The organism is Streptomyces sp. NPDC004788 (assembly GCF_053601115.1).
Window position 1 is genome coordinate 25,572 of sequence record NZ_JBSGBF010000017.1, and the last position, 12,273, is coordinate 37,844.

Consider the following 12,273-nt stretch of genomic DNA (forward strand, 5'->3'; position numbering starts at 1 on the left):
GATGTGTCCCCGGCCGAGAGGGGAGGCTCCCGGCCGGGGCCTGGTCATGGGGCGGCAGCCGTCAGTCGCTTCGCGTCCCGCTTGGTGTCGCCGAGCAGTTCCCCTTCTTGACGTCGATCACGGGGACGAAGGCGGGCTGACCGTTGGCGTCAGGCAGAAGCCCGCTCCGACCTGCCGAGGGGCTGTGCCAGGTCGTTCTTCGGATGCCGCGGGTTGAGGAACCACTTGCGGGCGGAGACGAGCCACCAGGAGCCGGCGAAGGCGAGCACCACGCCGACCGCGACAGGGGAGTAGTTGAAGGTGTCGACGGTCACCGGGGCGGACTGCGGCAGCATGAACAACACGGTGATCACCGCGACCCAGGCGACCGCGAGCACGCCGACGGACTTGGACCAGCGGCCCAGGTGCCAGGGTCCGCGCTGGAAGCCCTCGCCCTGGCGGAGGCGGAGGAAGGTGGGGATGACGTAGGCGATGTACAGGCCGATCGTCGCGATCGACGTCACGGCCGCGTAGGCCGTGCTGTTGAAGAGGTAGGGCAGGCCGAGGACGAATGCGCCGCCTGCGGCCAGCCAGACCGCGTTGGTCGGCGTACGCGTCCCGGGGTTGAGCTTGTGCCACACCCTGGAGAAGGGCAGCGCCCCGTCGCGGGAGAAGGCGTAGATCATGCGGGAGTTGGCGGTGACGGAGGCCATGCCGCAGAACAGCTGCGCGCCGATGACGATAAGCAGCATCAGCTTGCCCGTGCTCGCGCCGAGCGCGTCCAGGAAGATCTGAGCGGGAGGCACCCCGGTCCCGGACCCGAGGGCGCCGGTGTACGACTGGATGGCGAACGTCAGGCCGAAGAGCAGGACGAAGCCGGCGGCCCATGAGACCAGGATGGACCGGACGATCCCCCTCGGCCCTTCGACGGAGGCGTTCTTCGTCTCCTCCGTCATGTGCGCGGACGCGTCGTACCCGGTGAACGTGTACTGCGCCATCAGCAGGCCGATGAGAGCGACGTACACGGCGGAACCCCAGCCCGTGTTGTTGACGAACTCGGCAAACACGAAACCGGGGGACTGGTGCCGGCCGGGGACGGCGAGCAGCGCGCCGACGATCACCACCACGCCGATCAGGTGCCACCAGACGGACACGGTGTTGAAGAAGCCCACGATCCGCACGCGGAAGGTGTTCACGACGGCGTGGAGCAGCAGGATGAGGCCGAAGAGGACGATCGTGTGGCCGGGCGTGGCGGCGTAGCCGAATTCGAGGTTCAGGTACGCGTTGAGGAACGAGGCGGCGCCGAAGTCGATGCCCGCGGTGACGGCGACCTGCCCGAGGGTGTTGAACCAGCCGGTGAACCAGGCCCACGCGGGAGCGGACCTGCGCGGGGCGAGCTTGTGGGCCCAGAAGTAGAGGCCGGCGGACGTCGGGTAGGAGGAGCAGACCTCCGCCATGGACAGCCCGACGAAGAGGGTCATCAGGCCGACGAACGCCCATCCCCACATGATCAGGGCCGGCCCGCCGGCGTTCATGCCGAACCCGTACATGGTCAGGCAACCGGACAGGATGCTGATGATCGTGAACGAGACGGCGAAGTTCTGCTTCCCGGACATGGAGCGGTCCAGGGTCTGGGTGATGCCGAGCTCGGCGAGGCGCTCCTCCTCGGAAGGAGTCACGCTGGGTATGTCCAAAGGCATAGGGGTGCCCTCTCAGGGTCAGGATTTAGGGGATTCGGCGCGAGCGGCGCGCTGATCAACGCCGATGCGGGTACTGTGCGGACGCTTTCACTGCCCAGCCGCGATGCCGCGAGAACAACTGCCGGGCGTCGCCGCAGTAGCTCCACGGCGCATCAGTGGCGAACGGGCCGATGGCGTCGAAGACCTCGGCGGCTTCCCGATGCCGGTTCGCGAACGACAGAGCGTGGGCGAGGTAGTTGGCGTCCTCGTGGAAGCCGGCGTGCAGGCGGGTCGGGGCCCGGTAGGCCCACCAGTTCTCCCACGCCTGCCAGGTGGAAGGGTTGTCCGTCCACGGATGCACGGTTAGCCCGTATCGATGCCCGTCCTTCTCCATCCGTTGCCGGTGGGACTCGGCTAGGGCGACCAACGGGAGGACGTGCAGCGGCAGGCCCCGGGGCGCTTGCGCGCACCGCTCCTGGGCCCAGTGGAACATCTCACCGCCCGTGCCGTGCCAGGCCGGGAACATGTAGGTAAGCAGCTCGTGGTGCGCCTCGCGGCTCCACCGGTCCCGTTGCTCCACCTGCTCCCACACCTGCCGCACGGTGGCCCGCCAGGCCGGATCACGGTCGGGAGAGTGGAAGCGGAGCAGCGCGAGCATGACGATGTACGGCGAAGGGTCCGGCGGCAGGGCGTCGGCCGCGGCGTCGCACGCCTCCCACGCCCGTTCCATCGCCTCGCTGCGGCCACGTGCCCGGCCGTCCGCCATCGATCGCAGGGCCTGAACATGGGCGAGCAGGGCAAGAGCGTGCGGCGAGCGAGGTTCGGCCTGCGCCCAGGTGTCCGCGAAGGTCAGTCGCACTCCGGCGCGGGCGAGGACCTGGAGCCGGAAGACCCGCCGGTCCCAGTCCGCGCCCGTCGCGGTCAGAAGCTCCCGGGCGCCTTCCCAGCGACCCATCGCCGCGTCCTCGACCACCTTGCGCAGCGGGCGGTCGTCGAACGCCGGATTCCGGTCAAAGGCGGGGCGGGGGCTCACCGCTGCCTCACTCGGCCAGCCTCGGACGCGTAGGACAGCGCAACCTCATACGAGACAGGGATGCCGACTGTCACCTTCGTACCTCCGGAAAGGGAGTCCACCCGCTGGGGCGGTAATGGGGTTGGGGACGAACGACTCGCGGGACGGCGTGAGCAGCCTTCTCGACATGAGCGGGGCTCTGGCCGGGGCGGGGGTCTAACGGCCGCACGAACCGGCCTTGGCCGAGATGCTTGCCTGCTCGTCGTGCGGTGGGTGGTTCGGCGGCTGAGGGCTCGTCCTGCCACAGGAGCCGGCCGCCGCGTTGCCGAGGAGGATGGACTGCCGGACCAGCTATTGGAGCGTGTTGATGCACGGCTTGCAGGCGCACATCGGTGCTTGGGGGGTGGCGATGGTTGCCGGGCGCCGCTCCAGAGAACGCGCGTCCACCTCCGCCCGCTGTAGAGCCAGCAGAAGCCGTCGCCCCACGTGTTGGCATCGTCCGTGGCTGCCGGGGCCGGACGACCGCCGCGGGCGAAGTCGGCGATGCCGGGGGATCACCGGTGTCGTAAGGCGAGTTCCGTCAGCACGTCAGGCTGCTTACTTGGTCGCGACGACGTAGACACTCGCCCACTGCCGCTTCGGGTTGGCCACGCTCGGGTCGAAGCTCCAGGGCTCGACAGCGGCGAAGCCGACCTCGGTGAAGAGTTGGCTGAGCTTTTCGAAGTCGTAGGCCCAGTAGTGCGGGTTGTACGTGGGGTCGTCGTCCTGGTCGCGGAAGACGTAGTTGATCAGGTCGAGGTAGGTGTTGATGTCCTTGCGGCAGTCCCGCTTGGCGTACCAGCGGGCGATCATCTCCTCGGCCTGCTCCGGGCCGGCCGGGTACCGGCTGAGCACGAAGGCCGCGTCCGGGACCCCGGTGATGAGACGGCCGCCGGGCGTGAGCACGCGGAACGCCTCGCGGGCGTAGGTCTTGGCGGAGCGGGGGTAGTCGATGTGCTCCAGGAAGTGCTCCGAGAAGATCTCCTGGGTGCTCTCGTCGGCGAGAGGCAGGCCCTCGCGGACGTCCCACAGAAGGTCGGCCGGCGGGACGATGTCGATGTTGAAGAAGCCGTCGATGCGGTGACCGCCGCCGCCGATCTGAACCTTGGCGGGGCTGGCCTGGAGGACGCCGTCGGGCAGGCCAGCGAGGCTGGCTCGGTGGTGGCGGTGCAGCTCGGCCTCCTTGGCGGCCGCCCTGAGCGTGCGCGCGAGGCCGTGCGTGGTCGCCGGGGAGGCGAGGGCGCGGTCGAGCTGGTCGAGGAGAGATGCTATCTGGGCGTCGTGCGTGGCCATCGTGTCTCACTTCCTGGTCGCCGGTGATGGGTGGTTCAGGTCGTGCGGGTGCCGAGCTGTTCGATCCTCCACAGCCCCAGACCGTTGCCCGGGTGGTGTCGCCCGTTGTCGGTGAAGTCGGTGTCGAAGTGCTCGATGGGCGACGGGAGGTGGAAAGGGGCCGCCTGGAGGTTGAGCGGGCGCCAGTGGCCGTCCGTGGTGTCGCGGTTCTCCGCCAGATCCATGTACGTGGTGGCAAGGAGGTAGGCGGAGTCGCTGGCGGCAATTCGGGCGAGGAATGCCAGGACCTCGTGGTGGGTGAGGTGGACCATGCAGTCGCGGGTGAGGACGAGATCCGCTGCCGGAATCTCGTCGCGGCTGAGGTCGGCCTGCTGGAAGGACATCCGCACGCTGCCGTACCGCTTCTGATTCAGCTCGACGAGGTCGGGAACGACATCCAGGCCGACGTACGCGTCCAGCCGGTCGAAGCCGTCGACGTGGCGGATCCAGTTGACGTCTCCGCAGCCGGCGTCCGTGATCGTACGGATCGGATACCGCGCCAGGACGGATGCGAGGGCGCCGCGGACCGCTTCGGTCTGTCGCAGCTCGGATCCGGGCCCGGAGATCGACTCCGGCGAGCCCCAGTGGTTGGTGCGGAAGACTTCGGTGAAGATCTCCTCGGCGGTCTGGGTGGGGGCAGGCCAGGCGCGGGTGGGGCTTTCGTGTTCGTGGGTCGACATGCCTCTCCACTTCGGCGGGTTGAGGGGGGCAGGGGGATGGTGCTCTGCGGTGCAGGTCGGCACGGATCAGCGGCTGTTGTTGCGCATGAGCGTGTACTTGATGTCCACCAGGCGCGGGGTGATGGTCAGAGTGAGTTCCTCGGCGGGGTGGAGTCGTCCGTGGTCGTCTTGCTCCGCCCGCCAGACGCGGTAGTCGAGATCCGGGTACGCGGGGTTGATGCCGATCTCGCCCTTGGGGATCGTGCCGTTGAAGGGCGCGATGATGTCCATGTGGTTCCAGTAGTTCCACGCCTGGAGCGCCTTGTGCTGGTCGTAGTAGAAGTAGAAGTCCGGGTACCGGCCGAAGGTCCGGAGCTCGCGGTGGATGAGGTGGCCGAGGAGCGGTCCGAGCTGGGTGGAGAGGCCGTCGAACTCCCAGCGGGTGCGGTGCCAGGCTTCGGGGATCTGGCCGGGGGTGAAGAGGCGGGCCGCGACGAGGTGGCTGATCCGCTCGGTCAGGTAGGCGCGGGCGTGGCGCGCGTCGAGGCTCGGGTCGATGCGGGCCAGGAGCGTGTCCAGGCCGGTGGGAGAGGGCCGGAACTTCGCGAGGTCGAACCTGCCGGCCATATCCGGGAAGGACGCGAACAACATGTCCTTGTAGAGCCAGTTGTTGAACTCGCCGTGCTCGGCCCGATCGCGCGTGTCGTCCGTGGTGGAGTGCAGCATCAGGTACTCAGCGAGTGCCTCGAAGTACACGTAGCCGAGTATCGGTAAGCGGGAGATCGTCTCGTCCAGGAGCCGGAGGAAGTTTTCCGGCAGGACCGTGGCGCCCTGGTGAGCGACGGCAGCCGCCAGGGCGAGGAAGGCCGCGGAGTTCTTGATCCGGCTGACGATCGTCTCGCGCAGTTGATGGCGCTCGGCCTTGGAGAGCAGGTACTCCAGGCGGCTGTAGATCTGCAGATGGATCGAGCCGAGACGGAGGTAGTCCACGCCGGCCAGACCCCTGTACACCTGCGGCGGGAGGGAGACCTCGAAGATCAGCGGGGTCGGCTCCCGCTTCGGAGCGCCGGCCTTCGCCACGAAGGCCGGGGCCTCCTTGGTCAGGATGTACTCGCCGAGGTTGTGCATGCGAAATCCGTGCTCGGAGGAGGTGAGGGGCGCGCAGTAGACGCTGCCGACCAGGCAGCCGCCGGAGGGGTACAGCGTGCCGTGCTCGCTGATCTGCTCCAGGGCGTGCGTCACGTGGAGCAGGTGAAGCTTGTTGCCCGTCGCCAGAGCCCGGAACATCGCGTTGTCCCGCAGGAGTCGGCCGTTGGGCGTGTCGGCCAAGCGCTGGTCCCAGGACGCGGTCTGCGAAGCGAGCGGGTCCTGACTGTCGGTGGGGCTGGGGATGAGGGTGGTATCGAAGAAGGAGTGGGCGTCGGCCCACTGCTCATAGGCGTCGAGAAAATCCATCAGCCGATCAGCTCCATGCTCGCCAAGCTGGTGAGAACGGCTTCCGCGCTGTCGGTCCCGGCCAGCCACGCGGACTCGGATCGGACGACGAGCTCGAAGGCGGTGGGCTGGAGGGTGGTGAACGCCCTGGAGCGGACGCGGGCGGGGTCGGGCCACCAGGTGAGCTTGGGCAGGCGGTATCGGTCCAGGGCGTCGGCGGCCTTGAGGAGGTCGGTGATCGTCCTAGTACGGGCGTGGTCGGCGTGGTCGTCCGGCGAGAAGTGCTCGTACGGCAGGTCGTGGAGCCGGACGGCCGTGCCGGCGGCGGTGACGCGGCTCGGCGTCGCGGTTTGGCCGAAGTGGTCCCAGACCGTGCCGGCGTTGTCCGTGAGCCAGATGGCGGCGCGGGCGCCGTGGCCGGTGTCGTCCTTGTCGTGGAGCCGGCGGCAGTCATGGACCGCGGCGGCCAGGACGAGGGTGGCGGTGTCGTCCTCGCCAAGGTCGGTGGCCTCGGCGAGGAGGGCGGCCATGGCGGCTGTGCGGACGGCGTGCCGGATGCCGTGGAGGGAGTCGTGGCACCTGGCCTCGGCCAGCCAGTCGGCGGGGAGGGCCGCGCAGGTCACGAGCTGTCGCGAGCTCGGTCGCAGGGTGGGAGGAGGCGGGCCGTCGGGGAGGTCCGGCCGGTTGGCGGCGATCCAGCGGACGGTGGCGGGATCGGTGTACTGGTGGTGCGGGAGCTGCTTGCGCGCGGCCAGCTCGACCAGACTGTCGGCCGGCAGGGTCGTGCTCATCGGGCCCACCTCCTCATGGTGGTCTGCGACAGCGGATGCCTAGCTGGCGGTGGCGGCGGTCGCCGCCTCCTTCTCCTTGCGCTCCTGCTCGGCGGCCTCGAAGGCGGCCGTGAAGTCGGCGAGCTCCTGCTCGGTCATCAGATGGATGCCGAGCTCGTCGGCGACACTGCGGATGCGGGCGGTGGCCTCCTCCTGGGCGGTGGCGCCGGCACCCTCGTCGAGGAGGACCTCGAACTCGGCGTGGTGCCCCCACGCCTCGCTCCACTTCACGGCGATCTCGACCCCGCGGAAGCGGAAGTTGTGCCGCTGGTTGAACGCCTGGTGCATGGTGTCCTCGAAGCCGAGGGCGTTGAAGATCCGCACGGCGGCGGGTACGTCGTCCCGGGCGATGGTGAACTCCGTCTCGGGGAAGGCGGCGCCCTGGCCGATCTTGCTGGCCTTGAGCGTGATCTTGGCGGAGCCGGCGGCCGTGTTGTCGGTGACCTTCAGCAGCTGGTCGGGCAGCACGTAGAAGTAGATGTTCTTGTCGTCGCAGCCGAGGTCCTCGGCCTCCGCCGTGAGGCGGGCGAGGAGCTTCTTGTACGTCTCCTTGTCGAACCGGGCGCGCATCTCGATCTCGATGGCCACAGGGGCTCCCTTCTGGAATCAGGCATGGGGGATCCGCCCGAGCCGCCCCGCGCATGGGGCTGGCTCGGTTGGATGTGCTGTGTGGTTGGTCAGCGGCCGGCGGGGTGCGGCCCGTCACCAGGTGCCGCACCGCCGCCGGGGCGTACGTCAGTCGAAGTCGCCGAAGCGGTCGCGCAGGACGCCCTCGTGCAGGTAGTTCGGCAGGAGGACGCCGCCGACGGCCACCCTCTTGGTGGCGACGTCGCCCTCGGTGTCGCTGGGGAAGCCGGCGAGCAGGGTCAGGCACTGCCTCGCCCACTCGCGGGACTTGTCCCAGTCGCCGGTGTCGCGGTTCCGGATGGCGAGAGCGAAGGCAGTCTCCGCCGCGGCCCAGCGGTCGGTGGCCAACTCCTGCTGGAAGATGCTCTCCAGCTCGGCTGCGGAGGCGACGCGGGTCGGGATGGTCATGGGTCTTCTCTCCTACGTTGGTGCTAGGTGGTGTTCAACGCGTCGACTGCCGAGAGGTGACCTCGGTTCGTCCGGGGTCAGTACGTGAAGATCTCCGCGAGGGTGCGGTAGTCGTGCAGCTCGTCCTTGTCGAACCAGAGCGCCACCTCCTGGTCGGCCTCCTCCTTGTTGCCCGAGGCGTGCACAAGGTTCGCCACAGCCTTCCCGGAGGCGGCGCTGGCGCCACGGCTGTAGTGCGAGAAGTCGCCCCGGATGGTGCCGGCGGGAGCCTCGTTCGGGTACGTGCTGCCGACGATCTTCCGTACGGTCGCGACCGCGTCGAAGCCCTCCAGGACGAGCGCGATGACGGGGCCCTGCTGCATGAAGGTCGCGGTGAGGTTGTAGACCTCCGGGCCGAGCCGCTCCTCCAGGTCGAAGTAGTGGCGCCGTGTGAACTCGGCGTCCATCTGCTTCATCTTGACGCCGACGATCTTCAACGCCGCGTCCTCGAACCGGGCGATGATCTTCCCGCCGAAGCCGCGGACCAGAGCGTCGGGCTTGAGAAGGACGAGCGTGCGCTCCACGGTGTTCTCCTGATCCTGGGCCATCGATTCCCTTTCAGCTTTCAGGCAGGCCGGATGGCGGGCGCTCCGCGCCTCGCCCGCCCGAGGTTACCGGTGCTGTAACCCCGTTCTGCGCAAGGCAGTTGAGCGATAGAAGGCTTATCGGCCAAGTGGCCGAGACCATCGCCCGATGGGGGGCGTCCCGCCAATGGCGGGCCCGGCTGCTGTCTCTCGTCCCAGGTCACGTCGCAGGGGCATGGGCGGTATCGGCGAAGAGGAGGGTGGGCTCGACCAGTACATTGCGCTTGGTCGCGCTCAGGTAGATCTGCTCGATGCTTTCGGGCTGGGCGTCGCCGAAGTCGAACCCGATCAAGGCTGAAGCCTGCCGGACGGACGCCTCGTCGGGGCCGGCGACCGCGACGAGCACGGGGAGGTCGGGCCATGCCTCGATCGAGAACGCGGCTTCGCCCAGCTGCCACTCCTCGCGGAAGTGCTCCTGATAGCGGGTCTCGCGCAGACCCAGCTTGCGAAGGATCTCCACCGCGGCCACGCGGTCGGACACCGAAGTCTCGAGGGCAGCGCTGCCCTGGAGCCCCGAGGAGGTACAGGACGGACCCAGCGCGAGGCTGACGTGAGTGCCCTGACCGCATAGACGCAGGCAGAGGCCGGGGTCCAGCACCTCCCCGGCGAAGATCCAGCACGTACGCAGCGCCCAGGGGAACCTCTGGACGGCCTCCACCCGGCTGAGCCTGGTGCGGATCTCGGCGGCGTCGATATCCAGAAACCGGACTTCGTACTCGCGCTTCATGGCCCCCTTCTCCCATCGTGAGGCGAGCGACCACCCGTTCGAGCGATCACAGGCTTGCGATCCGTGCTGAGACAGATGATGGGAGAGGAGAAGGGGACACCGTCACCGCGTCTGCGGACGCCAGGCAGGACGTCCTGGGACGTTTCACCGTCGCGTGGCGCGCTCCAGCAAATCCAGCACCCGAGAGGTCTCGGACAGGTCCCTCAGGACCACCGAGGCCCCCGCCGCTCGCAGCTCGGCTTCGCTGTGGATGCCGGACGCGACCGCGATGACCTGCGAGCCGGTCGTGAGCGCGGCTTCGACGTCCCGAGGCGTGTCACCTACGAGCACCACCGGAACGTCCTCGCTAACCCCTCGGAGCCGGCGCGCCCGCTCGTGAGCTACTTCCACGAGGTCCGGTCGCAGGTCCGCGTCGGCGCCGTACGCGCCCACGGACAAGTCGAGGAGCGTGTCGAGCCCGAAGGCGGAAAGCTTCACGACGGCGTTGGCCGCGATGTTCCCCGTCAGAACGGACGAGATCCAGCCAGGTCGGTCAGCCGCTGCAGCGAGTGCCTCCTGCACCCCAGGCAGGGCGCTCCCGCGACGGCGCAGATCCTCCTCGCGCCCTTCCCCGGCCTTGGTGAGAGCCGCTTCCACGACGGCCCAGTTCGGCACGGGGACGCCATGCCGAACAAGCAGCTCCCGCATGATCAGGCGATCTGTACGGCCCTCCGTCCTTGCTGGCCCGTCCGGATCCTTCCCCGCGAGGAGGGAGAACGCGGTCGCGTAGATCTCCTTGCTCACCCCGGCGTTCTCGATGAGTGTGTGGTCGATGTCCCACAGAACAATGAGCTGCATGGCGCCAGCGTAGGGAGACGGCGGAGAGCGGTCCGGTAAGGACGTCCCAATACGTCCTTGCCCTGCCTCCCCAGCTCAGGCTTGCATGACCAGCGTGAACGAGCGACTGCATTCCGTACTCGCCCAGCGGGGCGTCTCGATCGAGTCGCTCGCCGAGATCTGCGAAGTGGACCCCAAGACGGTAGGTCGCTGGCTCGGCGGGCGCGTCCCTCACCGGCGCCACCGATTCACCGCGGCCCAATACCTGCGCGTCGAGGAGTCCTTCCTCTGGCCCCCGCAGCAGTCCCGGGCGACGCGGGCCGCGCCGGCGTCCGACGGTGAACTCGTCGGCACCTACCTGAACCGGGCGAGCGTGCCCCGGGAGATGTGGATCTCGCTGCTTCGGGGAGCACAGAAGGAGATCAGCGTCCTCGTGTTCTCGGGCACCTTCTTCGCCCAGTCCAACCCCGACGTGGCCCGGATGCTCGCCGAGCGGGCGCAAGCCGGCGTCCGTGTACGACTGTGCTTCGGCGACCCCAACGGCGGGGCGGTCGCAGTACGGGGCCGGGAGGAAGGGATCGGCGACACGCTCGCGGCGAAGATCCGCGCCTCCCTGACCTACTACCGTCCCCTTCTAGGCAAGCCCGGGTGCGAGGTCCGACTGCACGACACCACCCTGTACACCTCGCTCTTCCTCTACGACGAGAACCTGCTGGTCAACCCACACGTATGGGGACGCCCGGCCAGCGCCAACCCGCTGCTCCACCTCAGACAGGGCACCGAAGGCGGCTGGTTCGACAACTACGCTCAGAGTTTCGATGCCGTCTGGGCCGGCGCACGGCCGTGGACACCCGACCAGGAGGGGACCGCCGCACATGGGCAGGACTGAGTACTACAACGACCCGAACGCTCCCAAGGCCAACACCCTCATCCCCGCCAGCAACCTGCTGGTCGTCGATGACAGCGGCGCCATCCTGCTCCAGCGCCGCCGTGACACCGGGCAGTGGGCACTGCCCGGCGGCGCCCAGGACATTGGCGAGACCGCCGCCGAGTGCGCGGTACGCGAGTGCCTGGAGGAGACGGGGATCGTCGCCGAGATCACCGGCTTCCTCGGCGTCTACACCAACCCGAACCACATCGTGGCGTACACCGACGGCGAGATTCGCCAGCAGTACGAGAACACCTACATCGGCCGCCCCGTCGGCGGCGAGCCCACGATCAACGACGAGGCCGACGGCGTCCGCTTTGTCCAGCCGGCCGACCTCGACGAGTACGACATCCACGCCAGCATGCGCCAGCAGATCGGCGACTACCTCGCCGGTACCTACCCCTACCTCGGCTGAGCCGCCAGCGCGGCCTCCACTCGCCCCACGGCGCCAAAGATCTCCGGCGCCGCGCGGCGGATGAACCGCCCGACCACGCTGTCGTCCCCGTAGCGGCCAAGGATCTCCGCGACCCGCTCCTCGGCGGTGGTCCGTCCGCCGTTGGGCGTGGTCGTCATGTCGCAGTACACGAGCGCGTCCACCAGCAGCGGCTCCTCCAGCAAGGGGAACTCGGTCGCGAGCACCTGCCGGAGCCCTCGCTCCTCGGCCTCCAGGAGTGCGAAAGAGTGGTTGGCCACCAGCCGCACGAGGCGCTCATCGGCCCTGTGCTCATCGCGAAGGAACCGGGCCCCGTCCAGCGGATGGAAGCCGGTCACGGCCAGCCGCGGCGCGTACCCGACATCGTGCAGCGTGGCGGCAGCGATAAGGAGGTCAGCGTCATGGCCGAGAACCTGACTTACCTCGACAGCGCGTTCGGACACTCCCTGCGTATGCGCCCACCTCCGTGGAAGCGTGCTGCTGAGCTCGGCCTCCGCGACCCGCGTCGCCCATTCGTCGGTCGGATCACCCACGTGGCTCTCTCCTTCTGGGTGCGCACTGCGCAGCTATGCGGACTGGGTTCACGTCACGTTCTGGGGTGCTTTTGGAGCTTTGGTCCCTCTTCGCCGGGGCGTGTTACCTAGTCGGGAAGTCGCCCCACGACGTCTCTGTCACCGGGGATTTCGACGTGGTCAATGTGAACCGGGCAGCCCCGCTGGGGCATGGGACCTAGACCGCCGCGGCACG

At 68.6% G+C, this 12,273-nt stretch carries 14 protein-coding genes; 2 read left to right on the plus strand and 12 right to left on the minus strand.

Going from position 1 to position 12,273, the window contains the following annotated elements:
- Positions 1-149 precede the first annotated feature (149 nt).
- The 11 genes from ACWEJX_RS10665 to ACWEJX_RS10715 form a co-directional block, all read right to left on the minus strand.
- Positions 150-1,679 carry an amino acid permease gene (locus tag ACWEJX_RS10665; RefSeq protein ID WP_451607138.1) on the minus strand — a complete coding sequence of 510 codons (1,530 nt, stop codon included), beginning with the start codon at positions 1,677-1,679 and terminating at the stop codon, positions 150-152.
- 55 nt (positions 1,680-1,734) lie between these two features.
- Positions 1,735-2,691, minus strand: a complete 957-nt coding sequence (locus ACWEJX_RS10670; protein ID WP_451607139.1) for a hypothetical protein — start codon at positions 2,689-2,691, stop codon at positions 1,735-1,737.
- 576 nt (positions 2,692-3,267) lie between these two features.
- Positions 3,268-4,002, minus strand: a complete 735-nt coding sequence (locus ACWEJX_RS10675; RefSeq protein ID WP_331452066.1) for a class I SAM-dependent methyltransferase — start codon at positions 4,000-4,002, stop codon at positions 3,268-3,270.
- A 35-nt stretch (positions 4,003-4,037) separates the two neighbouring features.
- Positions 4,038-4,721 (minus strand): class I SAM-dependent methyltransferase, encoded by a 684-nt coding sequence (locus tag ACWEJX_RS10680; RefSeq protein ID WP_451607140.1) that lies wholly within the window; start codon positions 4,719-4,721, stop codon positions 4,038-4,040.
- Between the two features lie 66 nt (positions 4,722-4,787).
- Positions 4,788-6,155 carry a hypothetical protein gene (locus ACWEJX_RS10685; protein WP_451607141.1) on the minus strand — a complete coding sequence of 456 codons (1,368 nt, stop codon included), beginning with the start codon at positions 6,153-6,155 and terminating at the stop codon, positions 4,788-4,790.
- A complete protein-coding gene (locus ACWEJX_RS10690; RefSeq protein WP_331452063.1) occupies positions 6,155-6,925 on the minus strand; it encodes a hypothetical protein in 771 nt (256 codons plus the stop codon). The genes ACWEJX_RS10685 and ACWEJX_RS10690 overlap by 1 nt, the downstream gene beginning before the upstream one ends.
- Positions 6,926-6,964: 39 nt before the next feature.
- Positions 6,965-7,552 (minus strand): CYTH domain-containing protein, encoded by a 588-nt coding sequence (locus ACWEJX_RS10695; RefSeq protein ID WP_331452062.1) that lies wholly within the window; start codon positions 7,550-7,552, stop codon positions 6,965-6,967.
- 147 nt (positions 7,553-7,699) lie between these two features.
- Positions 7,700-7,999 carry a hypothetical protein gene (locus tag ACWEJX_RS10700; RefSeq protein ID WP_190043137.1) on the minus strand — a complete coding sequence of 100 codons (300 nt, stop codon included), beginning with the start codon at positions 7,997-7,999 and terminating at the stop codon, positions 7,700-7,702.
- A gap of 77 nt (positions 8,000-8,076) precedes the next feature.
- Positions 8,077-8,586 (minus strand): nucleoside-diphosphate kinase, encoded by a 510-nt coding sequence (locus ACWEJX_RS10705; protein WP_331452061.1) that lies wholly within the window; start codon positions 8,584-8,586, stop codon positions 8,077-8,079.
- Positions 8,587-8,782: 196 nt separating this feature from the next.
- On the minus strand, positions 8,783-9,349 hold the full coding sequence (locus tag ACWEJX_RS10710; protein ID WP_331452060.1) for an adenylyl cyclase: 567 nt from the start codon (positions 9,347-9,349) through the stop codon (positions 8,783-8,785).
- Between the two features lie 144 nt (positions 9,350-9,493).
- Positions 9,494-10,186 (minus strand): HAD family hydrolase, encoded by a 693-nt coding sequence (locus ACWEJX_RS10715; protein ID WP_190043134.1) that lies wholly within the window; start codon positions 10,184-10,186, stop codon positions 9,494-9,496.
- 94 nt (positions 10,187-10,280) lie between these two features.
- On the opposite strand from ACWEJX_RS10715, the gene ACWEJX_RS10720 reads away from it, so the two are divergent.
- Positions 10,281-11,054 (plus strand): helix-turn-helix domain-containing protein, encoded by a 774-nt coding sequence (locus tag ACWEJX_RS10720; RefSeq protein ID WP_190043133.1) that lies wholly within the window; start codon positions 10,281-10,283, stop codon positions 11,052-11,054.
- Entirely contained in the window at positions 11,041-11,508 is a 468-nt protein-coding gene (locus ACWEJX_RS10725; RefSeq protein WP_331452058.1) for an NUDIX hydrolase, read from the plus strand. The genes ACWEJX_RS10720 and ACWEJX_RS10725 overlap by 14 nt, the downstream gene beginning before the upstream one ends.
- On the opposite strand, the gene ACWEJX_RS10730 is transcribed toward ACWEJX_RS10725, so the two are convergent.
- The gene (locus tag ACWEJX_RS10730; protein WP_331452057.1) at positions 11,496-12,059 is read right to left on the minus strand and encodes an HD domain-containing protein; all 564 of its coding nucleotides are present in this window, start codon (positions 12,057-12,059) and stop codon (positions 11,496-11,498) included. The two genes, ACWEJX_RS10725 and ACWEJX_RS10730, sit on opposite strands and share 13 nt — an antisense overlap.
- Positions 12,060-12,273 lie beyond the last annotated feature (214 nt).

Excerpts from the sequence above, each read along its gene's own strand:
- ACWEJX_RS10725 (WP_331452058.1), top strand. The coding sequence starts at position 11,041 with ATGGGCAGGACTGAGTACTACAACGACCCGAACGCTCCCAAGGCCAAC.
- ACWEJX_RS10690 (WP_331452063.1), bottom strand. The coding sequence starts at position 6,925 with ATGAGCACGACCCTGCCGGCCGACAGTCTGGTCGAGCTGGCCGCGCGC.
- ACWEJX_RS10665 (WP_451607138.1), bottom strand. The coding sequence starts at position 1,679 with ATGCCTTTGGACATACCCAGCGTGACTCCTTCCGAGGAGGAGCGCCTC.
- ACWEJX_RS10675 (WP_331452066.1), bottom strand. The coding sequence starts at position 4,002 with ATGGCCACGCACGACGCCCAGATAGCATCTCTCCTCGACCAGCTCGAC.
- ACWEJX_RS10715 (WP_190043134.1), bottom strand. The coding sequence starts at position 10,186 with ATGCAGCTCATTGTTCTGTGGGACATCGACCACACACTCATCGAGAAC.
- ACWEJX_RS10700 (WP_190043137.1), bottom strand. The coding sequence starts at position 7,999 with ATGACCATCCCGACCCGCGTCGCCTCCGCAGCCGAGCTGGAGAGCATC.
- ACWEJX_RS10685 (WP_451607141.1), bottom strand. The coding sequence starts at position 6,155 with ATGGATTTTCTCGACGCCTATGAGCAGTGGGCCGACGCCCACTCCTTC.
- ACWEJX_RS10710 (WP_331452060.1), bottom strand. The coding sequence starts at position 9,349 with ATGAAGCGCGAGTACGAAGTCCGGTTTCTGGATATCGACGCCGCCGAG.
- ACWEJX_RS10705 (WP_331452061.1), bottom strand. The coding sequence starts at position 8,586 with ATGGCCCAGGATCAGGAGAACACCGTGGAGCGCACGCTCGTCCTTCTC.
- ACWEJX_RS10680 (WP_451607140.1), bottom strand. The coding sequence starts at position 4,721 with ATGTCGACCCACGAACACGAAAGCCCCACCCGCGCCTGGCCTGCCCCC.